Here is a 19,619-nt window from a genome sequence, read left to right on the forward strand (position 1 = left end):
CAGTTGTCCATCGAGATCGCCAACGAGTCCGGTGTCGACGTCGACACCGACGCCGTGCTCGCCGTCGCCCGGCACGCCCTCGACGAGATGGGGGTCAACCCCCTCGCCGAGCTGTCCGTGCTGCTGGTCGACATCGACTACATGACCGAGCTGAACCACCGCTGGATGGGTGGCGACGGCCCGACCGACGTGCTCGCGTTCCCCATGGACGAGGGCAGCGTCGACCACGGTCCGGGTGAGTCCGCACCGGCCGGCGGCGAGCCCGCCCTGCTCGGCGACATCGTGCTCTGCCCGGAGGTGGCGGCCAAGCAGGCGGCGACCGCCGGGCACGCGTCGGCCGACGAGCTGCACCTGCTCACCGTGCACGGGGTGCTGCACCTGCTCGGTTACGACCACGCGGAGCCGGAGGAGGAGCGGGAGATGTTCGCACTCCAGGCCCGACTGCTGGCGAGCTGGCGGTCGACCCGCACCCAGTGATGTCCACACCTCCGTTACTCGCGGCCGGCGCCACCGCCGGCCTTCCCGACTTCCAGCTGATCGTCTTCGCGGCCGGCCTTGTGGTGTTGGCCGGCCTGATCGCGATGACCGAGGCGGCCCTCGCCGCGGTCTCACCGGCCCGAGCCGCCGAGCTCGCCCGCGACGGCGTGCGCGGCGCCCGTACCCTCCAGGTCGTCGCCGGTGACGTCGTCCGGCACCTCAACCTGCTTCTGCTGTTGCGGCTGCTCGCCGAGCTGACCGCCACCACGCTGGTGGCGCTCGTGGCGGTGGACAGCTTCGGCGCCGGCTGGCGAGCCGCGCTGGTGACCGCCGGCGCGATGACAGTGGTCAGCTTCGTGGTGGTGGGCGTCGCCCCGCGCACCATCGGCCGGCAGCACGCCTACGCCGTGGGTCGTGCGGTGGCGCCGTTGGTCCGCTGGTTGGGCCGGGCGCTCAACCCGCTCGCGTCGTTGCTGATCCTGATCGGCAACGCGGTCACCCCGGGGCGCGGCTTCCGGGAAGGCCCGTTCGCCACTCAGGTGGAGCTGCGGGAGCTTGTCGACCTGGCCGAGCAGCGCGGCGTGGTCGAGCACGGCGAGCGCCAGATGATCCACTCCGTCTTCGCGCTGGGGGACACCATCGCCCGTGAGGTGATGGTGCCGCGTACCGAGATGGTGTGGATCGAGGAGGGCAAGACGCTCGCGCAGGCGCTGGCGCTCTTCCTGCGGTCCGGTTTCTCCCGCATCCCGGTGATCGGCGAGAGCGTCGACGACGTGCTGGGTGTGCTCTACCTCAAGGACCTGATCCGGCGCTCCCGTGGCGGGGACCCGAGGGCCGAGCAGTTGCCGGTGGCCGAGCTGATGCGCCCGGCGACCTTCGTACCGGAGTCCAAGCCGGTCGACGACCTGCTGTCCGAGATGCAGGCGGCCCGCAACCACCTGGTCATCGTGGTCGACGAGTACGGCGGCACCGGCGGTCTGGTCACCATCGAGGACATCCTGGAGGAGATCGTCGGTGAAATCACCGACGAGTACGATGTCGAGCGCCCGCCCGTCGAACGTCTGGCGGACTCCTCGGTGCGGGTGACCGCTCGCCTGCCGGTGGAGAACCTCGGCGAGATGTTCGACACCGACCTGCCCACCGACGAGGTGGAGACGGTCGGCGGCCTGCTCGCCCAGTCGCTGGGGAGGGTGCCGATCCCGGGCGCCGAGGCCGAGGTCGCCGGTCTCCGCCTGGTCGCCGAGGGCACCACCGGCCGGCGCAACCGGATCGACACCGTCCTGGTCAGCCGGGTGGAGCCGGGCCATGAGCAGGACACCGCGGGGCGCGGCGAGCACGCCGGCCCCGGGGACGACACGGACAACTATCGAGACGACGAGAGGCAATCCGCCGATGCCTGACACACCCGCCGCGCCTGCCGCCCGGCCCACCCCCACCGCGTCGGGCGCTCTGAGCGCCGAGGACGGCAAGCTCGTCGTCCTGGCCCGGGGAGCCCGCGCGCGGGTCGGCGCCGTGGAGGGCGCCGCGGTCCGTGACCAGGACGGCCGGACGTACGCGGCGGCCAGTGTCGCGCTGCCGTCGCTGACGCTCACCGCGTTGCAGTTGGCGGTCGCTTCGGCCGTGGCGGCGGGGGCGAGTCGGCTGGAGGCCGCGGCGGTCGTGACCGAGGCGTCGACGCTGGACGGTGCCGGGCACGCGGCGGTGCGGGACCTCGCGGCGGACGCCCCGGTCCACGTGGCCGCTCCGGACGGCACGGTCCTCGGCACGGTGACCCAGTGAGCCCGGTGCAGGACCCGGAGGCGCGACCGTACCGGGCCGGGTTCGGCTGCTTCGTCGGTCGTCCCAACGCCGGCAAGTCGACGCTGACCAACGCCATCATCGGCACCAAGATCGCCATCACCTCGAACAAGCCGCAGACCACCCGGCACGTCATCCGGGCGGTGCTGCACCGACCGGAGTCGCAGCTGGTTCTCGTCGACACGCCGGGCCTGCACCGTCCCCGTACGCTGCTCGGCGAACGTCTCAACGACCTGGTCCGGTCCACCTGGACCGAGGTCGACGTGATCGGCCTGTGCATCCCGGCCGACGAGCCGGTGGGGCGCGGTGACCGGTTCATCACCGGCGAGCTGGCCGAGTTGAAGGCGACAGTGCTGGCGGTGGTCACCAAGACCGACCTGGTGGACAAGCGCCGCCTGGCGGAGCAACTGCTCGCGGTCAGCAAGATGGGGGAGTTCGCCGAGATCGTGCCGGTGAGCGCCGTGTCCGGCCACCAGGTGGACACGCTCGTCGAGGTGATGACCAAGTACCTACCGCCGTCGCCGCAGCTCTACCCGGACGACATGCTCACCGACGACCCCGAGCAGGTGCTGGTCGCCGAGCTGATCCGGGAGGCCGCCCTGGAGGGGGTCCGCGACGAGCTGCCGCACTCCATCGCCGTGGTGGTGGAGGAGATGATCCCCGAGGGTCAGGTCATGAAGATCTACGCCGACCTGTACGTGGAGCGGCCCAGCCAGAAGGCGATCGTCCTCGGGCACAAGGCGAGTCGGCTCAAGGAGGTCGGCACCCAGGCCCGCAAGCAGATCGAGGAACTGCTCGGCGGCCGGGTCTACCTCGACCTGCACGTGCGCGTCGCGAAGGATTGGCAGCGCGACCCGAGGCAACTGCGCAAGCTGGGCTTCTGATCCACCTCATCCACCGCTGCCCGACCGGCGGCACGATCGCCCTCGGTCGGGCAGCGGTGGATGATCAGCGAGCGTCGAGATCAACGCTCGCTGATCGTGAGGTTGCCGCTGTCGGCCGAACCGTCGAGCACCAGCGACGCCGCCGGGTTGTCGGTGACGGTGACGGTCTTGTCGCCGGAGTCGGCGTTGGACCGGACCCGGTAGCTGCCCGCCGGCACCACAAGCGTGACGTCGCCGCTGGAGGCGTGGACCCGGGCCGAGGCGGGCTTGTCCAGCTCCACGTTGACATTGCCCGAGCTGGCCTCGGCGTCGACAGTGCCACCCAGCCGGCGTGCGGAGATGTCTCCGGACGAGGCGCGCAGCCGTACCGCCGCGGCGGCCTCGCTCACCTCGATGTTGCCGGAGCGAGCCTCCACCCCGACCGCGCCCGACGCACCAGAGATCCGCACGTCGCCCGAACTCACCTGTAGCTCCACCGTGCCGACCCGGCTCAGCTCGACGTCGCCGGAGCTGGTCTCGCCCTGCACCGCCACACCCTCCGGCACCGTCACCTCGTAGGAGACGCTGCACCGCGAGCCACAGTCGGTGTCCAGCACCAGCTCGCTGCCCTTGATCTCGTAGCGGGTGTTGTCCGGTTCGCCGCCCTGGTAGCGCACCACCCGCTTGATCCGCACCTCGGACGCCGAGCCGGTGCCACGGACCACCACGTCGCCGGAGCCCCCGGAGACCCGGACCGTGGTGATCCGGACCGCCTCGGTGTTGTCGTAGTCGAGCCGACGGAACGACAGGTTGTCGCACCCGGCGAGCACGATGAGGGTGGTGGTGAGCCCTAGCGCGACGGGAGCGACGACGCGACGGCGGCGCGGGGTGGTGGTCAGGTGCAGTGCCATGACCAGCACGCTACGGCCGAGAACGAACCGGCCGCATCGGGGTTCAACCGCGCTTGCACCCCGAACCAACCCTGATTTCACACCCCGAGGGAGAATGGTCCGATGGCCGGGTATCGCCGACAGCTCTACCGCGACGACGCGGTGGTGCTGCGTGTGCAGAAGCTCGGCGAGTCCGACCGGATCATCACCCTGCTCACCCGCCGGCACGGCCGGCTGCGCGCCGTGGCGCGAGGGATCCGCCGCACCACCAGCAAGTTCGGCGCCCGGCTGGAGCCGTTCGGCCACGTCGACCTCCAGCTCGCCGGTGACCCGAAGGGCAACCACGGCAGCTCGCTGCACACCGTCAGCCAGGTCGAGGGCATCGACCTGTACGGCAAACGGTTCCTGGGCGACTATCCGCGCTACACGGCGGCCAGCGCGATCGCCGAGACCGCCGAGCGGCTGACCCCGGTGGAGCGGGAGCCGTCGCTGCGGCTGTTCCAGCTCACCATCGGCGCGCTGAAGGCGCTGTCCCGGGGCGAGCACGCCACCACCCTGGTGCTCGACGCGTACCTGCTGCGTGGGATGTCCCTGGCCGGCTGGGCACCGGCGCTGGTCGCCTGCGCGGTCTGCGGCACGCCCGGGCGGCACCGGGCGTTCTCCGTACCGGCCGGCGGCGCGGTCTGCCCGGATTGTCGGCCACCCGGGGCGGCTCACCCCGCGCCGGCCACCATCGATCTGATGTCCGCGCTGGCCACCGGCGACTGGGTGATCGCCGACGCCACCGACACCGCCGTACGTCGGGAGTGCAGTGGGCTGGTCGCGGCTCACCTGCAGTGGCACCTGGAGCGCGCGCTACGCTCGCTGCCGCTGGTCGACCGGGGTCCCTCGGCGGCCGGCGCGGCCCCGCCGCCGCAAGGCACCGGGGCCGTGGTGCTCCGGCCACGTGGCGACGTCGAGGCCGGGGCGGACGGCGCGAACAGGGAGTGACCGAGTGATCCGATCGAAGAAGGCCGGCCGGCGCGAGCCGACGCCGCCGGTGCCACACCCGTCCGGGGCCCGACCGCCGGCGCTGCCCACCGAGGCCGTGCCGAAGCACGTGGCGGTGGTGATGGACGGCAACGGCCGCTGGGCCAAGGACCGCGGGCTGCCCCGCACCAAGGGGCACGAGGCCGGGGAGCACAGCCTCTTCGACACCATCGAGGGCGCCATCGAGATGGGCATCCCGTACCTGTCGGCGTACGCCTTCTCCACCGAGAACTGGCGGCGCTCGCCCGACGAGGTCCGGTTCCTGATGGGGTTCAACCGGGACGTGATCCGTCGCCGCCGTGACCAGCTGGTCGACCTCGGCGTACGGGTGGTGTGGTCGGGTCGGCCCGGTCGGCTGTGGAAGAGCGTCATCTCCGAGTTGCAGACCGCCGAGGAGATGTCCCGGGACAACTCGACGTTGACCCTGCAGTTCTGCGTCAACTACGGCGGGCAGGCCGAGATCGGTGACGCCGCCGCCGCGATCGCGCGGGACGTGGCGGCCGGCCGACTGGACCCGGCGAAGGTCACCGAGAAGACCGTGGCGAAGTACCTCTACCACCCGGAGATCCCGGAGGTGGACCTGTTCCTGCGCCCCTCCGGGGAGGAACGGATCTCCAACTTCCTGCTCTGGCAGACCGCGTACGCCGAGTTGGTCTTCCTGGACACGCTCTGGCCCGACTTCGACCGGCGCCACCTCTGGTACGCGTGCGAGCTGTACGCACAACGGGACCGACGCTTCGGCGGCGCGCTACCCAACCCGGTCGCCCCGGTTATCTGAGCCGACGCGCTTACCCCCACGTCACTCTGGGTATCAGAGACGTCAGAAGCCACTGACGGAGGTGAACCCACATGATCCAGAAGCGCATTGCCCAGTGGGCGGTGATGGCGGTCGCGGTGCCGCTGGCCGCAGCCGGCGCCCGCCGGCTCAGCCACACCCTGGAGGCCCGGCGTGGTCCCTCCGGGGCAACCCGGTTGCTGACCAAGGGCGCGGACCTGATGCGTCCGCAGAAGGCCAAGCGCCGCCGCTTCTTCTGACCGACCCCACCTGTCCCCGGCGCCGCCCGCACCCCCATGCGGGCGGCGCCGTCGCGTCCCCCTCGGTGCCGAGGTGGGGTGGGTGCTGTCGTTTCGGGGTCCTGCGGAAAGGGGGCGGGTAGGGTCCGGAGGTGGTGGGACGACGGCGGTTGGGGTGGAAATGCGGGATCTCCGATTCAAGATGATCATGGCGTTGAACGCCGCCGACCTGGGCGACCCGATGTGCGAGCAGGTGGCCGAGATCTGTGCCGAGATCGCCGAGCAGCACTGCGCCGAGTTCGGCCACACACCGCAGCTGCGGACCGGTGAGATCTCCGAACTGGCCACCGGGGAACCGGCCCTGACCTGGGCGCCGTCGACCCCGGACGCCGGGCAGCGTGCCTGGTGACCGCGCCCGCACCCGCAGTCGACATCCGTCGTGCCGATGATCGCTTCGCCACCCGGATCTCCTGGCTGGACTCCAAGCACTCCTTCTCGTTCTCCCGGCACTACGACCCGGCCAACACCCACCACGGCCTGCTGCTGGTCAACAACGACGACGTGGTCACACCGGGGGCCGGCTTCGAGACCCACCCGCACCAGGACATGGAGATCGTGACCTGGGTGCTGCGCGGTTCCCTGGTGCACCAGGACTCCACCGGGCACTCCGGGGTGATCTACCCGGGTCTGGCCCAGCGGATGAGCGCCGGCACCGGCATCCTGCACTCGGAGAAGAACGACGCCTGGCGACTCGACAACCAGGAACCGCACAGCGACCCGGTGCACTTCGTGCAGATGTGGGTGCTCCCCGACGAGCAGGGCGTCGACCCCGGCTACGAGCAGCTGGAGATCGAGGACGAGCTGCTCCGCGGGGGCCTGGTGCCGATCGCCTCCGGGATGGACCGCTACGACGGCGCGTCCGCGATCCGGATCCGCAACCGGTACGCGACCCTGCACGCCGCCCGTCTCGCCCCCGGCGACGAGGTCACCATCCCCGACGCGCCCTACGTGCACCTCTACGTGCCCAACGGCACTGTGAACCTGGAGGGCAGCGGCCCGCTCGGCAGTGGCGACGCCGCCCGACTCACCTTGACAGGTGGCCGGCGGGTCACCGCCGACGAACCCGCCGAGATCCTCGTCTGGGAGATGCACGCCACGGTCGCCTGACCGGCACCCGTGCGGGAACTGCCCCCGAACACGGATGCGGTGGCCTCCCCACCGGGGGAGACCACCACATCCAGGATCGAGCACGATCACGGCGGCGCGGCACGGGGTGCCGCGCCGGCTACGCCGGGGACTCGGTGCGGTCGGCGGCCCAGGTGGTGTGGAACGAGCCTTCGCGGTCCACCCGCTGGTAGGTGTGCGCGCCGAAGTTGTCCCGCAGACCCTGGATCAGCGCGGCAGGCAGCCGCTCCGCCCGCAACGCGTCGAAGTACGCCAGCGACGACGAGAACGCGGGCGTCGGCACACCGGCCCGGGTCGCGTCGGCCACCACCCGCCGCCAGCTCGGCACGCCAGCGCTGACCGCCTCGGCGAAGTACGGCGCCACCAGCAGCGTCGGCAGGTCGGGCTGCTCGTCGTACGCCTCGCGGATGCGGTTGAGGAAGCGGGCCCGGATGATGCAGCCGCCCCGCCAGATCGTCGCGGTGCCGCCGAGGTCGATGTCCCAGTTGTATTCCTGGCTGCCCGCGCGGATGTGGTCGAAGCCCTGCGCGTACGCGACGATCTTGGAAGCGAGCAGTGCCCGGCGGACGTCCTCGACGAAGGTCTCCCGGTCGGTGACCTGCCACTTCTCACCCGCGTCGGGGAATGCCCGGCGGGCCGCCTCACGCTGGTCGACGTGGCCGGAGAGCGAGCGGGCGAAGGTCGCCTCGGCGATCCCGGTGATCGGGATGCCCAGGTCCAGGGCGCTCTGCACTGTCCACCGACCGGTGCCCTTCTGCTCGGCCCGGTCCTGCACGACGTCCACGAAGGACCGGCCGGTCGCCGCGTCGGTGTGCGCGAGCACGTCGGCGGTGATCTCGATGAGGAACGACTCCAGCTCGCCGTTGTTCCACTCGCGGAAGATCTCCGCGATCTCGGCCGGCGTCGCGTCCAGGCCGGCCCGGAGCAGGTCGTACGCCTCGGCGATGAGCTGCATGTCGGCGTACTCGATGCCGTTGTGCACCATCTTGACGAAGTGCCCGGCGCCGTCCGGCCCGACGTGCATGCAGCACGGCACGCCGTCCACCTGGGCGGCGATCTTCTCGAACATCGGCCCGAGCTTCGCGTACGACTCGGCGGAGCCGCCCGGCATGATGCTCGGCCCACGCAGCGCGCCCTCCTCGCCGCCGGAGACGCCGGTGCCGCTGAAGTGCAGCCCCTGTGCCCGCAGCGCCTCCTCGCGGCGGCGGGTGTCGGCGAAGTGGGCGTTACCACAGTCGACGATGATGTCGCCCTCGTCGAGCAGCGGCACCAACTCGTCGATCACCGCGTCGGTGGGCGCGCCGGCCTTCACCATCACGATGACCGCGCGGGGTCGTTCCAGTGACGCCACGAAATCGGCCATCGTCTCGCCCGGCACGAACGTGCCCTCGTCGCCGTGCTCGGCGACCAGGCTGCGGGTGCGCTCCGGCGAGCGGTTGTGCACTGCCACCGTGAAGCCGTTGCGGGCCAGGTTGCGGGCCACATTTCGACCCATCACCGCCAGCCCGGTCACACCGATTTGTGCCCTCGCCTGATCAGCCATTCGTGCCGCCACCTCTCGTTCCACCACTATCAGCGTTTGGAAACTTACCGTGATGTGAGCCGATACGGACCAGTGATCGTCGTCCCGTTACTGCATGTGATGTGGACCTTGCCGATGGCGGTTCGGGCTCTCGACAGTGGCCGGTGAGCCCCGCGCGGGGAAACATGTCGTCATCCCGCGCTGGGCGCGTCAGCCTTCGGCGAGACGGGCCTCGATTCGGGCGATCTTCCCGGTGAGCGCGTCGGTGACCCCGGGCCGGACGTCGGCCTTGAGCACCACACTCACCCGGGGCGCCTGCGCGGCGACCACGTCGACCGCCCGCTTCACCACCGCCATCACCTCGTCCCACTCGCCCTCCACGGTGGTGAACATGGCATCGGTCCGGTTGGGCAGGCCGGACGCACGGACCACCCGCACCGCCTCGGCGACCAGGTCACCCACAGAGTCGTCACCGCCGAGCGGGGTGATCGAGAACGCGATCAGCATGTGCCGATCGTGCCAGGAAAAACGGATGCGCGTCGGTCGGGCGGTGGCTACGGTACGAACATGCGTAACTGACGCCCCACTTCCGAGCCGGCCCGCCATCCCGCGTCGCGGTCCGTGCGCTCCCGGGCGTCCCGCATCCCCTCCCCGCCGTTCGGCGGCGCTGGCCCTGCCTGGCCCCGGTGAGCAGTCCCTTCCCCACTCGATCGTCGCGCAACGGCGGTCACCAGCCGATCCGACCGACCGCCGCAGCGCGGGACCGGCCGTGCCGGTCGGCATTGAAGGAGGCCCGGATGCCTGCCAGGCGTAACCCGAGAAAGACCCGTACCCCGAGAGCGACGCCGCTCGGCGTCGACCCGGCGGCCGGCCACGGCCCGTTCCCACCCACCCGCCCCGACCTGGACCTCACGGTCGAACCGGCGCTGCTGGTGGAGCCGGTCCTGCCGGCGGCGCTGGCCGAGCCGGCGCTGCCGACGACTGTCCTGGACGAGGTGGCCCCGCCGGTCGACGTGCCGGTAGCGGTCGACGTGCCGGCGGTTGTCGACGCGCCGACGATGGGAGATCTACCGAAGCCGACCGGCCGACCGAAGGCACCGACGGCCGGGCCACCGCAGGGTGGCGGCAACCGCTCCGGTGGCGGCCGCAGCCAGCAGGCCGGCCAGGCCCGCCGCTACGCCTTCCGCCGCAGCTGATCGAGCCGCCCACCCCGCCCCGCTGCGCCCCGCGATCTTGCACTTTCTGTCCTCGCATAAACGGCATATCTGGATGAACCAACGACAGAAGTCGCAAGATCGGCGTAGGCGGGCGGGGGCGGGGGCGCTTGGTCCAGCGGGGTGCCCAGCGGGGGGCCAACGGGGGTGGGCGGGGTCAGCTGATCAGGGGGCGGAAGACGCCTAGGAGGATGCTCGTGGTCAGGGCGGCTCCGGCCAGCACGAACGCCCCGGCGATGAGGAGGGCGTCGGCGCGGGTGAAGTGCTGCCGCCGGGCGACGGTACGGGGTGTGCCGGCGTCAAAGCCCCGCGCGTCCATCGCCACGGCCAGCCGGGTGCCTCGACGGATCGCCCCCACCAGCAGCGCGAACGCGGTGGAGGTGAACAGCCGCAGCTTCGCCACCGGGTTGCGTCCCGCGTCGACGCCCCGGGCGCGGCGAGCCATGCTGATCATCTGCCACTCCTGGCCGAGGAGCGGCACCAACCGGAACGCGGCCAGCGCCCCGATGGCGAACCGGGCCGGGGCCTTCGCGTTCTGGATCAACGCGTCGGCCAGGTCGGTGGGGTCGGTGGTCGCGAAGACGATCACACCGGGCAGCGCCACCGCGAACACCCGCAGCACCAGGCCGAGCGCGGTCATCAGCACGCCGGTGCTCACCAACACCGGCCCGGCGTCCAGCAGGACCCGGCCGGACCGGTCGGCGGCGAACAGCACCAGGGTGACCAGGATGCCGGCGGCGCTGAGCATTAGTGGCCAGGCCCGTCGGGCCAGCACCCGGTAGCGGATGCCGAAGAGCGGCAGGACTGCCAGTTCGAGGGCGATGGCGATCGCCGGGGCCACCGGGTCCAGGGTCGCCAACAGGGTGAACGAGAAGACCAGTGCGGCGGCGACCTTCGCCACCGGGTTGCGGCGGGCCAACGGCGCGTCCGGCGCGGCGACCGGCTCGATGCTGATCATCGGTGGTCGTCCGTGGCGCGTCGCAGAGTGACGGTGCGGTCGGCGAGTGCGGCGACGAAGTCCGCGTCGTGGGTGACAGCGACCACGCCGTGCCCGGCGTCGCGCAGGTCAGCGAAGAGGTCGACCAGCTCCTGCCAGGTCCGCCGGTCCTGGCCGAAGGTGGGTTCGTCGCAGATCAGCAGGCGTGGCGCGGTGGCCAGGGCCGTCGCCACGCTCAGCCGCCGCGCCTCACCACCGGAGAGGGTGTACGGGTTGGCAGCGGCGAGCCGGGCCAACCGCAGCCGGTCCAACAGGCCGGCCACCGTCTCCTTGACGACCGTCTCGGGTTGACCGGTGCGGCGCGGGCCGAGCGCCAGCTCGTCGAAGACCGTGCTGGTGACGAACTGGTGCTCCGGATCCTGGAAGACCGACCCGATCCGTCGGGCCAGCGCGGGCGCCCGCCAGCGGTGCGGGGGAGTGCGGTGGTCCGCGCCGGCCAACTCGGCGGACGCGGTGACCCGACCGCTGCCCGGCCGGAGCAGACCGCCGAGCAGCAACGCCAGGGTGGACTTGCCGGCGCCGTTCGGTCCGCGTACGGCGAGTGCCTCACCAGCGCGTACCGCGAGATCGGTAGAGCCCAGCCGGGGCGGCAGGCCGAGCCGGTCGGCGGTGAGTAACAGCTCCCCGGGGCCGGCGGTGGCCGCTCGGGGCGCGATGGGGTGACCGGGCACCCAGACCCCCTCGGCGGCCAGGGCGGCACCGTGGGCGGCGAAGACCGCCTCAGGCGTGCCGTCCGCGCGGACGCCGCCACCCGGTTCCAGTACGACGACCCGGTCGACCAGCGGCAGCGCCTCGGCGACCCGGTGTTCGACAAGGATCAGTGTGGTGTCGGCGTCCAACGCGCCGGCCACCGCGTGCCGGACCAGGTCGGCCCCGGCCGGGTCGAGGTTGGCGGTCGGCTCGTCGAGCAGCAGCAGGGCGGGACGCAGGGCCAGCGCGCCGGCCAGGGCGAGGCGTTGCTGTTCGCCGCCGGAGAGCGCCGCGGTGTGGCGGTCCCGGGGGTACGGGAAGCCGACCCGGTGCAGCGCCTCGTCCACCCGGGGCCAGATCTCGTCGGCCGGCACTCCCCGGTTCTCCAGCCCGAACGCGACGTCGTCGCCGCAGCGCGCCATCACCAGTTGGGTTTCCGGGTCCTGGAAGACGATGCCGACCCGTTCCCGCCCCTTGCGCGGGTCGAGCCCGTCGATCTCGACGGTGCCCTCCTGCTCGCCGGAGTCCTCGGGGAGCAGCCCGGCCAACGCGCTGAGCAGTGTGCTCTTGCCGGCCCCGGAGGGCCCAAGAAGCAAAACCCGCTCCCCAGCCTCAACCCGCAGGTCGACCCCCCGAACGGCCCAGGCGCGCCGCCCAGCGTGCCGCCACCCGAACCCCCGCAGCAAAACCCCGCCCACCAACCCACCCCCTCCCACCCCACCGCGCGCCCCCCGCGCGCCCCCCGGCTCCACCCTGCACGGTCGATCATGAGGTTGACGGTGGTTAGGAAGATCCATCCGCCCGTCAACCCCATGATCGACGCGAGTGGGTGGGGTTAGATCAGGGCGCGGTTTCGGCCTGCGGGGAAGCGGTCCAGGACGCCGGTGTTGGCCAGGGCGCGGGTGAGCAGCCAACCGCCGGCGCCGGCGATCACGGTGGCGCTGACGATGGTGAGCAGCGCGTACGGGATGCGGTAGTCGGTCAGCGCGTAGTCGACGTTCCAGACGAAGAAGTCGAACAGCGCGGCGCTGAGGCCGGTCAGCGCGCCGGCGAACACCGCGGTCGGCAGCCGGAACGACCGGTACCGGAAGGCGGCGAAGGCCAGCTCGGCGCCGATGCCCTGCACGATGCCCTGCGGGATCACCGTGCCGGCCCACTGGCTGCCCAGCAGCGCGGACAGGACCGCGGCCACGGTCTCGCAGTAGAGTGCGGCGCCGGGCTTGCGGATGACCAGCCCACCGATCACCGCCGGCATCAGCCAGACGCCGTAGAGCAGCGTCTGCGCCGGCGGGAAGAAGGCGAACGCGCCCTCGGTGGCGCTCCAGACCAGGCCCCAGGCCCAGAAGATGACGCCGAAGGCGACCGCGATCACCGAAGCGACCACGATGTCGATGGTGCGCCAACGTTTGGTGGTGTTGTCCATGGTTTGCTCCCAGTTCAAGTGAAGAGAACCAGGAGAAGACGCACGCCGCGTCCGGTGGCACCGGACTGCGGCGCGGCTGGAGGTCGACCGAACTCCCTGCGCTGGCATTACCCAGATCAGGTTCGAGGGTCTGCGGGCGTGCCCGCACTCTCAGCGCTGTGCGCTCCCCTGTCGGATATGAAGTTGTCTCGCTGACGCTAACACCGACCAGTGTCGCGGGCCCAGCAGGGCATCCGCCTGACCTGCGGGAGCGACCGACGCACCGCCGTCTGGGTACGCTTCCGATCATGCGGGTTGACGCGCGAGGCTTCACGTTCGAGGTGACCGTGGGCGGCCCACCGGACGGCGTACCCGTCCTGTTGCTGCACGGTTTCCCCCAGCACAGCGGCGAGTGGGACGACGTGGTGCCGACGCTGCACGCGGGTGGACTGCGCACGTACGCGCTGGACCAGCGTGGTTACTCGCCCGGCGCCCGGCCCACGGCGGTGGCCGACTACCGGATCCCCGAGCTCGTCACCGACGTGGTGGCGGTGCTCGACGCGCTCGGGCTGGACGCCGTGCACCTGGTCGGCCACGACTTGGGCGCGGTGGTGGCGTGGGCGGTCGCCGCCCGGCACCCCGAGCGGGTGCACACGCTGACCGCGGTGTCCGTACCTCATCCCGCGGCCATGGCGCACGCCCTGAGCACCGACGCCCAACAGAAGGCCCGCTCGTCGTACATCGCGCTGTTCCGCAAACCCGACAAGGCGGAGAAGGTACTGCTGGCGTGGCACGCCACCGCGCTGCGCAAGCTGCTCGGCGGGGTGGGCGACACGTCCCGGGTGAACCGGTACGCCGACCCGATGCGTGAGCCGGGGGCGCTCACTGCCGCGCTGAACTGGTACCGGGCGATGTCCCGCGCCGACCTGGCCGGCGTCGGCCCGGTCGCGGTGCCCACCACGTACGTCTGGAGTGACAAGGACGTCGCCATCGGCCGGACCGCCGCCGAGGCGTGCGCGCAGAACGTCACCGGGGACTACCGCTTCGTGCAGCTGCCCGGGGTGAGTCACTGGATCCCGGACGCGGCGCCGGGCGCGCTCGCCGAGGCGATCCTGGCCCGAGTCGGCGGGACGGCCTGAGTGGTGGTGGACGCCAGCGGGCCGGGCAGCCGTCGCTCGATCGCCGCGCAGCTGCGCGTGCTGGGCGTACGCCCCGGCGCGACACTGCTGGTACACGCCGCGCTGCGTCCGCTGGGCTTCGTCAGCGGCGGCCCGCACGCGGTGGTCCTCGCCCTGCGCGACGCGCTCGGCCCGGACGGCACGATCGTCGTGCCCACCCACACGCCCGACAACAGCGACCCGGCGCAATGGCGCAGGCCGCCGGTGCCGGCGGACTGGTGGCCGCTGATCCGCTCGGAGATGCCGGGCTTCGACCCGGCGGTCACACCGAGCCGGTTCATGGGTGCGCTCGCCGAGACGGTCCGCGGCTGGCCCGGTGCGCTGCGCAGCTCCCATCCGCACGTGTCGTTCGCCGCGCTCGGCCCGGCCGCCGAGCAGGTGGTTGCCGGGCACACCTTGGCGGACATGCTCGGCGAGGGCTCCCCGCTGGCCCGCCTCTACGACCTGGACGCCGACGTGTTGCTGCTCGGCGTGGACCACTCGGTGAGCACCTCGCTGCACCTGGCCGAATACCGCTGCCCCGGCGCGCCCCGGGAGCGGCTCGGTGCCGCCGTGCGTACCGCCGACGGTGGCCGGGACTGGGCGTGGTGGCAGGACGTACGGCTCGACGCTGACGACTTCGCCGTGTTGGGCGACGACCTGGAGGCCACCGGGGCGGTACGCACCGGACCGGTGGGCACCGGGACCGGCAGGTTGATGCGCCAGCGGGCGGCTGTCGACTTCGCGGTTCGCTGGCTGGCCCGCAATCGAACGACGGAGGACGTATGACGGTGAGTGCCGAGGACTACCTGGCCGTGGTGACCGAGACGATCGGCCGGGTGGCCGCCAGTCAGCGGGAGGCGGTGGGTCGGGCCGCCGACCTGATCGCCGAGGCCGTCCGAGCCGACGGCGTGGTGCACGCGTTCGGCACCGGACACTCGGAGGCCCTCGCGATGGAGATCGCCGGCCGGGCGGGCGGTCTGGTGCCGACCAACCGGATCGCGCTACGCGACCTGGTGCTGCTCGGCGGCGAACCGGCCGAACGGCTCGGCCCGCTGCTGGAACGGGACCCGGCCGTCGCGCACCGCCTCTACGAACTGGCCCCGGTGCGCCCCACCGACGTCTTCGTGCTCGCCTCGAACTCCGGGGTCAACGGCGCGATGGTGGAGTTCGCCACGCTGGTGAAGGAACGCGGTCACGGGTTGGTGGCGATCACCTCCGCGCAGCACTCCGGCCGGATGACCTCCCGGCACCCGTCCGGGCGCAAGCTGAGCGACATCGCCGACGTGGTGCTCGACAACGGCGCGCCGTACGGCGACGCCACGCTGCCCCTGCCCGGTGGCGGCGCGGTCGGTGCGGTCTCCTCGATCACCGCGGCGCTGTTGGCCCAACAGGTGACCGTGGAGGTGGTGGCGCGGTTGCTGGCGGCGGGGGAGCGGCCTCCGGTCTACCTGTCGGCGAACATCCCGGACGGCGACGCGCACAACAACGAGTTGGAAGCTCGGTACGCGGGCCGTATCCGACGCGGGTCCTGACCCGGTGCCGGCGGCCGACTTGCGTCGCCGAGATGAACGGCAGATGTCGTGAACCTGTTTCGCGCTCGGCCGGGTGGGGCATTGGCGTTGCTGCCGGCGGCCGGGACCGCCGGCAGTAGCGTCTCACCGGAGGTAGCGCGTGTCCAAGGAGACCGAGAAGCAGCGCTGGCAGCGCAACTTCGCCGACCTGCTCCAAGAGTTGCGGGTCGCCCAGACCGGCGTGCAGATCCTCTTCGCCTTCCTGCTCACCCTGCCGTTCAGTAACGGCTTCACCGAGACCACTGAATTCCAACGCGACGTCTACATCGTGGCGTTGCTCGCGGCGGCCGCCGCCACCGCGTTGATCATCTCGCCGGTGGCGTTCCACCGGGCGCTGTTCCGGCAGGGGCGCAAGCCGGAACTGGTCCGCTTCGCGCACCGGATGGCCACCGGCGGCCTCGCCTTCATGCTGATCGCGATGGTCAGCGCGGTGCTGCTGATCACCGACTTCGTGCTGGACCGGCCGATCGCCTTCGTGCTCAGCGCTTTGACCGGCATCTGGTTCCTCGCGTTCTGGGTGGCGCTGCCGTTCGCCCGACGCAACTGGGGTGAGGACGACATCGACGACGATGACGACGACCCGGACACGACCAACGGCAGCTGACCGCGCCGATCTTCACGCAGCGCTACCCCTGGGTAACAACCGGGGGTAGCGTGGCGGTAGTCGCGCACGTCGACGCAGCCGCACCGAGCTTCGAGGGGGCAGCCGTGACCACGACGCAGAACGGCCGACCGGCACCGGACGGCCCCGACTCCGCCGGTGCCGCCGCACCGCTGCCCGCGGAAGCCGGGCAGGTCACCGAGAAGGAGGCCCGGCAGGTCGCCGAGGCCGCCCGCGAGTCCGCCTGGGACCGGCCCAGCTTCGGCAAGGAGCTGTTCCTCGGCCGGTTCCGGCTCGACCTGATCGACCCGTGGCCCCGATCCGATCCGGACGACGTGGCTCGCGCCGAGGAGTTCCTTGGTCGGTTCCGCGCCTTCCTGACCTCCGAGGTGGACGGCGCGGCCATCGAACGGGACGCGTCCATACCCGACTCGGTGTTCCACGGCCTGGCCGACCTCGGCGCGTTCGGCATGAAGATCGACAGGAAGTACGGCGGGCTCGGGCTGAGCAACCTGCACTACTGCCGGGCCCTCATGCTGGCCGGCTCGGTGAGCCCGGCCATCGGCGCGCTGCTCTCGGCGCACCAGTCGATCGGTGTGCCGCAGCCACTGAAGATGTTCGGCACCGCCGAGCAGAAGCAACGCTTCCTGCCCCGGCTCGCCGCCGGCGAGGTGTCCGCGTTCCTGCTCACCGAGCCCGACGTCGGCTCCGACCCGGCCCGGCTGGCCACCATCGCCGAGCCGACCGAGGACGGCACGGGTTACCGCCTCAACGGGGTGAAGCTCTGGGCCACCAACGGCATCGTGGCAACCCTGCTGGTGGTGATGGCCCGGGTGCCGGCCACGGAGGGACGTCGGGGCGGAATCACCGCGTTCGTGGTGGACGGCGACAGCCCGGGGATCACCGTCGAGCGGCGCAACGCGTTCATCGGCCTGCGCGGCCTGGAGAACAGCCTGACCCGGTTCCACGACGTGATCGTTCCCGCCGAGAACATCATCGGCGGCGAGGGCAAGGGGCTGAAGATCGCCCTCACCACTCTGAACACCGGCCGGCTCTCGCTGCCGGCCATGTGCGTGGGCGCCGGCAAGTGGGCGTTGAACGTCGCCCGGGGTTGGGCCGCCGACCGGGTCCAGTGGGGACGGCCGGTGGGCGAGCACGAGGCGGTCGCGCAGAAGCTCTCCTTCATCGCCGCCACCACGTACGGCATGGAGACCATGCTCGACCTCTGCTGCCTGCTCGCCGACGACGACCGCAACGACATCCGGATCGAAGCGGCGCTGGTCAAGCTGTACGCCAGCGAGATGGCCTGGAAGATCGCCGACGAGCTGATCCAGATCCGGGGCGGGCGCGGCTACGAGACAGCCGACTCACTGGCCGCCCGCGGCGAACGCCCGGCCGCCGTCGAGCAGATGCTGCGCGACCTGCGGATCAACCGGATCTTCGAAGGCGCCACCGAGATCATGCATCTGCTGATCGCGCGGGAGGCGGTCGACGCCCACCTGTCGGTGGCCGGCGACATCATCGACCCGGACGCGGGGCTGGGCCGCAAGGCCCGAGCCGGCGCGCGAGCGGGCGCCTTCTACGCGAAGTGGCTGCCGACCCTCGCCGTGGGCCGGGGGCAGAGCCCTTCGGCGTACGCCGAGTTCGGCCCACTCGCCGCGCATCTGCGACAGGTGGAACGTTCGTCCCGCAAGCTGGCCCGGTCGACGTTCTACGCGATGTCCCGCTGGCAGGGAAAGATGGAGCGCAAGCAGGCGTTCCTCGGCCGGATCGTGGACATCGGCGCCGAGTTGTTCGCGATGTCCGCGGTCTGCGTCCGGGCCACCGCGGAACGGGACAGCCGCCCGGAGAACGTCGAGCTGGCCGACCTGTTCTGCCGGCAGGCGCGGGTCCGGGTGGACGCCCTGTTCGCCGCACTCTGGGACAACACCGACTCGGTCGACACCGCCGCCGCGAAGCGCATCCTCGCCGGCCGCTACGCGGGCCTGGAGGAGGGTGTGCTCACCCCGTCCGACGAGCTGCCCTGGGTGGCCCGCTGGTCGCCCGGCCCGTCCACAGCCGAGGATGTCCGCCGCCGCATCCCCCCGAAGCCGTAGACCGGCGGTCAGCGGGAGACCGCCCAGGCCAGCACTCCCGCCAGGATCAGACCGTTGAGCCCGGCCAGGGCCAGGTACGCCGAGGGTGGGATCTTCTTGCCCCGGCGTACGAAGGAGACCAGGAAGGCGGCGTAGCCGAGCAGCAGGACGGCGATGGCGACGAGGAAGTAGAACACCTGACGACCTTAACGACACCCTCGTCGGGCTGGACCCGCGCCCGGCGGAACGACTGTTCGGCAACTCACCCTGCCTGGTCGATCATGGAGTTGTGGTGGGTTACAAAGCACCCGGCCAAGGCCAAACCAGGCACCACAACTCCTTGATCGACCGGGCCGGCCTGCCCCGCTCCGCGATCTTGCACTTGCTGTCCCGACAGATGGGGCATCCCACTCATGTCGACATCTGAAACTGCAAGATCGACGCGGCGGGGCAGGGCGGGGCGGGGCAGGGCGGGGCGGGGCGGGGGAGCCCGGGGCGTGCCGGCGGACGACCTTAGCGGGCCTGGCCGCGCAGGCCTAGTTGGCGCAGCTCCAGGGCGGCCAGGGCGTCAACTGTCGCGTCGTCGCCGCGCCGCCACGCCTCGGCGACGTCCGGACCGATCCGGGTCAGTTTGCCCAGTGGCTGGGTGGCCAGCGCGCGCAGGGCGAGCAGGTCCCGGCCGGCTGGCCCGGCAGCGAGCTTCGTCGCCGATCCGGCCCGGCGCATCCAGCGGACCCGCAGCGGCAGCCAGCCGAACAGCACGATGCCGAGCGGGAAGATCAGCACCGCGATGGCGAGGGCCAGGGCGAGTTGGTCGACCAGGTGCTGCTGGTCGCGCCCGGCGTCAGCGAGCGATCGGGCGGCGTCGGCGGCGCGCTGGAACGGTGCGGTCAGTTCGTCGCCGACCAGTGGCACCCGGCCGACCTTGCTGCCGGCGTCGCCCAGGTTGTCGGCGAGCCCGGTGCCGGCGCCCTCCAGCTTCTGCCCCGGTACGGCGAGCTTCTGCACCAGGTCGTGCAGCCACAGCGCGCCGCGGATCGCCACGTACACCCAGGCGACGACGAGCAGGTCGGTGAGCAACTGACGGGCGGCGGTCGAAAACCGATCGGCATAGATTTTCACGCCGGCCAGC

23 protein-coding genes and 1 riboswitch are annotated in these 19,619 nt (G+C 71.7%); of the genes, 15 read left to right on the top strand and 8 right to left on the bottom strand.

The annotated features are described in order from the left end of the window. Positions 1–3: 3 nt before the first annotated feature. From ybeY to era, 4 genes are read left to right on the top strand one after another with little or no spacing between them, the layout of a single operon-like run. On the top strand, positions 4–477 hold the full coding sequence (gene ybeY / locus IW248_RS32565; protein ID WP_030336457.1) for an rRNA maturation RNase YbeY: 474 nt from the start codon (positions 4–6) through the stop codon (positions 475–477). Continuing rightward, on the top strand, positions 453–1,877 hold the full coding sequence (locus IW248_RS32570) for a hemolysin family protein (protein WP_196930460.1): 1,425 nt from the start codon (positions 453–455) through the stop codon (positions 1,875–1,877). Before ybeY ends, IW248_RS32570 begins: the two co-directional genes overlap by 25 nt. After that, positions 1,870–2,256 (top strand): cytidine deaminase-like protein, encoded by a 387-nt coding sequence (locus IW248_RS32575; RefSeq protein ID WP_124820423.1) that lies wholly within the window; start codon positions 1,870–1,872, stop codon positions 2,254–2,256. The genes IW248_RS32570 and IW248_RS32575 overlap by 8 nt, the downstream gene beginning before the upstream one ends. 5 nt (positions 2,257–2,261) lie before the next feature. Further along, positions 2,262–3,158 carry a GTPase Era gene (gene era / locus IW248_RS32580; RefSeq protein WP_124820457.1) on the top strand — a complete coding sequence of 299 codons (897 nt, stop codon included), beginning with the start codon at positions 2,262–2,264 and terminating at the stop codon, positions 3,156–3,158. Positions 3,159–3,238: 80 nt separating this feature from the next. Here era and IW248_RS32585 read toward each other — a convergent pair whose 3' ends face one another. Next, complete coding sequence (locus tag IW248_RS32585; RefSeq protein ID WP_196929945.1) at positions 3,239–4,048, bottom strand: DUF4097 family beta strand repeat-containing protein; 810 nt, start codon at positions 4,046–4,048, stop codon at positions 3,239–3,241. 102 nt (positions 4,049–4,150) lie between these two features. Between IW248_RS32585 and recO the strand changes: the two genes are divergently transcribed. From recO to IW248_RS32610, 5 genes are all read left to right on the top strand, one after another. Next, positions 4,151–5,017 carry a DNA repair protein RecO gene (recO, locus tag IW248_RS32590; protein ID WP_196929946.1) on the top strand — a complete coding sequence of 289 codons (867 nt, stop codon included), beginning with the start codon at positions 4,151–4,153 and terminating at the stop codon, positions 5,015–5,017. Positions 5,018–5,021: 4 nt separating this feature from the next. Next, positions 5,022–5,834: an isoprenyl transferase gene (locus tag IW248_RS32595; protein ID WP_091409745.1), complete on the top strand. Its 813-nt coding sequence runs from the start codon at positions 5,022–5,024 to the stop codon at positions 5,832–5,834. Positions 5,835–5,905: 71 nt separating this feature from the next. Continuing rightward, positions 5,906–6,091 (top strand): hypothetical protein, encoded by a 186-nt coding sequence (locus IW248_RS32600; RefSeq protein ID WP_124820420.1) that lies wholly within the window; start codon positions 5,906–5,908, stop codon positions 6,089–6,091. A gap of 160 nt (positions 6,092–6,251) precedes the next feature. Further along, complete coding sequence (locus IW248_RS32605) at positions 6,252–6,479, top strand: thioredoxin reductase (RefSeq protein ID WP_231396522.1); 228 nt, start codon at positions 6,252–6,254, stop codon at positions 6,477–6,479. Then, complete coding sequence (locus IW248_RS32610; protein ID WP_196929947.1) at positions 6,476–7,237, top strand: pirin family protein; 762 nt, start codon at positions 6,476–6,478, stop codon at positions 7,235–7,237. The genes IW248_RS32605 and IW248_RS32610 overlap by 4 nt, the downstream gene beginning before the upstream one ends. Positions 7,238–7,355: 118 nt before the next feature. On the opposite strand, the gene gnd is transcribed toward IW248_RS32610, so the two are convergent. Both gnd and IW248_RS32620 read right to left on the bottom strand, forming a co-directional pair. Continuing rightward, entirely contained in the window at positions 7,356–8,798 is a 1,443-nt protein-coding gene (gnd, locus tag IW248_RS32615) for an NADP-dependent phosphogluconate dehydrogenase (protein WP_196929948.1), read from the bottom strand. Between the two features lie 189 nt (positions 8,799–8,987). Beyond that, positions 8,988–9,284, bottom strand: coding sequence for a thiamine-binding protein (locus tag IW248_RS32620; protein WP_196929949.1), 297 nt, complete (start codon positions 9,282–9,284; stop codon positions 8,988–8,990). A 290-nt stretch (positions 9,285–9,574) separates the two neighbouring features. On the opposite strand from IW248_RS32620, the gene IW248_RS32625 reads away from it, so the two are divergent. Then, positions 9,575–9,973, top strand: coding sequence for a hypothetical protein (locus IW248_RS32625; RefSeq protein ID WP_196929950.1), 399 nt, complete (start codon positions 9,575–9,577; stop codon positions 9,971–9,973). A gap of 175 nt (positions 9,974–10,148) precedes the next feature. Here IW248_RS32625 and IW248_RS32630 read toward each other — a convergent pair whose 3' ends face one another. From IW248_RS32630 to IW248_RS32640, 3 genes are all read right to left on the bottom strand, one after another. Next, the gene (locus tag IW248_RS32630; protein ID WP_196929951.1) at positions 10,149–10,949 is read right to left on the bottom strand and encodes an energy-coupling factor transporter transmembrane component T family protein; all 801 of its coding nucleotides are present in this window, start codon (positions 10,947–10,949) and stop codon (positions 10,149–10,151) included. Further along, entirely contained in the window at positions 10,946–12,376 is a 1,431-nt protein-coding gene (locus tag IW248_RS32635; RefSeq protein ID WP_196929952.1) for an ABC transporter ATP-binding protein, read from the bottom strand. The genes IW248_RS32630 and IW248_RS32635 overlap by 4 nt, the downstream gene beginning before the upstream one ends. A 137-nt stretch (positions 12,377–12,513) precedes the next feature. Next, positions 12,514–13,101 (bottom strand): ECF transporter S component, encoded by a 588-nt coding sequence (locus tag IW248_RS32640; protein WP_196929953.1) that lies wholly within the window; start codon positions 13,099–13,101, stop codon positions 12,514–12,516. A 75-nt stretch (positions 13,102–13,176) separates the two neighbouring features. Beyond that, positions 13,177–13,281, bottom strand: a riboswitch (TPP riboswitch). Between the two features lie 107 nt (positions 13,282–13,388). Between IW248_RS32640 and IW248_RS32645 the strand changes: the two genes are divergently transcribed. The 5 genes from IW248_RS32645 (at position 13,389) to IW248_RS32665 (ending at position 18,508) form a co-directional block, all read left to right on the top strand. Continuing rightward, positions 13,389–14,219 carry an alpha/beta fold hydrolase gene (locus tag IW248_RS32645; protein WP_196929954.1) on the top strand — a complete coding sequence of 277 codons (831 nt, stop codon included), beginning with the start codon at positions 13,389–13,391 and terminating at the stop codon, positions 14,217–14,219. Further along, entirely contained in the window at positions 14,220–15,026 is an 807-nt protein-coding gene (locus IW248_RS32650) for an AAC(3) family N-acetyltransferase (RefSeq protein ID WP_307788347.1), read from the top strand. It abuts the gene before it with no gap. After that, the gene (locus tag IW248_RS32655; RefSeq protein ID WP_196929955.1) at positions 15,023–15,772 is read left to right on the top strand and encodes a sugar isomerase domain-containing protein; all 750 of its coding nucleotides are present in this window, start codon (positions 15,023–15,025) and stop codon (positions 15,770–15,772) included. The genes IW248_RS32650 and IW248_RS32655 overlap by 4 nt, the downstream gene beginning before the upstream one ends. Before the next feature lie 139 nt (positions 15,773–15,911). Continuing rightward, entirely contained in the window at positions 15,912–16,415 is a 504-nt protein-coding gene (locus IW248_RS32660; RefSeq protein ID WP_196929956.1) for a DUF6328 family protein, read from the top strand. 104 nt (positions 16,416–16,519) lie between these two features. Next, positions 16,520–18,508: an acyl-CoA dehydrogenase family protein gene (locus IW248_RS32665; protein ID WP_372432750.1), complete on the top strand. Its 1,989-nt coding sequence runs from the start codon at positions 16,520–16,522 to the stop codon at positions 18,506–18,508. A gap of 8 nt (positions 18,509–18,516) precedes the next feature. On the opposite strand, the gene IW248_RS32670 is transcribed toward IW248_RS32665, so the two are convergent. Continuing rightward, positions 18,517–18,684 carry a hypothetical protein gene (locus IW248_RS32670; protein WP_196929958.1) on the bottom strand — a complete coding sequence of 56 codons (168 nt, stop codon included), beginning with the start codon at positions 18,682–18,684 and terminating at the stop codon, positions 18,517–18,519. 316 nt (positions 18,685–19,000) lie between these two features. Next, complete coding sequence (locus IW248_RS32675; protein ID WP_196929959.1) at positions 19,001–19,609, bottom strand: hypothetical protein; 609 nt, start codon at positions 19,607–19,609, stop codon at positions 19,001–19,003. Positions 19,610–19,619 lie beyond the last annotated feature (10 nt).

Source organism: Micromonospora ureilytica (assembly GCF_015751765.1).
GTDB lineage: Bacteria > Actinomycetota > Actinomycetes > Mycobacteriales > Micromonosporaceae > Micromonospora > Micromonospora ureilytica.

What these genes read in the sequence shown, in the direction of transcription:
- IW248_RS32600 (WP_124820420.1), top strand. Translation starts at nt 5,906, where the DNA reads ATGATCCAGAAGCGCATTGCCCAGTGGGCGGTGATGGCGGTCGCGGTG.
- IW248_RS32630 (WP_196929951.1), bottom strand. Translation starts at nt 10,949, where the DNA reads ATGATCAGCATCGAGCCGGTCGCCGCGCCGGACGCGCCGTTGGCCCGC.
- IW248_RS32605 (WP_231396522.1), top strand. Translation starts at nt 6,252, where the DNA reads ATGCGGGATCTCCGATTCAAGATGATCATGGCGTTGAACGCCGCCGAC.
- IW248_RS32625 (WP_196929950.1), top strand. Translation starts at nt 9,575, where the DNA reads ATGCCTGCCAGGCGTAACCCGAGAAAGACCCGTACCCCGAGAGCGACG.
- recO (WP_196929946.1), top strand. Translation starts at nt 4,151, where the DNA reads ATGGCCGGGTATCGCCGACAGCTCTACCGCGACGACGCGGTGGTGCTG.
- IW248_RS32585 (WP_196929945.1), bottom strand. Translation starts at nt 4,048, where the DNA reads ATGGCACTGCACCTGACCACCACCCCGCGCCGCCGTCGCGTCGTCGCT.
- IW248_RS32655 (WP_196929955.1), top strand. Translation starts at nt 15,023, where the DNA reads ATGACGGTGAGTGCCGAGGACTACCTGGCCGTGGTGACCGAGACGATC.
- IW248_RS32575 (WP_124820423.1), top strand. Translation starts at nt 1,870, where the DNA reads ATGCCTGACACACCCGCCGCGCCTGCCGCCCGGCCCACCCCCACCGCG.
- IW248_RS32645 (WP_196929954.1), top strand. Translation starts at nt 13,389, where the DNA reads ATGCGGGTTGACGCGCGAGGCTTCACGTTCGAGGTGACCGTGGGCGGC.
- IW248_RS32620 (WP_196929949.1), bottom strand. Translation starts at nt 9,284, where the DNA reads ATGCTGATCGCGTTCTCGATCACCCCGCTCGGCGGTGACGACTCTGTG.
- IW248_RS32640 (WP_196929953.1), bottom strand. Translation starts at nt 13,101, where the DNA reads ATGGACAACACCACCAAACGTTGGCGCACCATCGACATCGTGGTCGCT.
- gnd (WP_196929948.1), bottom strand. Translation starts at nt 8,798, where the DNA reads ATGGCTGATCAGGCGAGGGCACAAATCGGTGTGACCGGGCTGGCGGTG.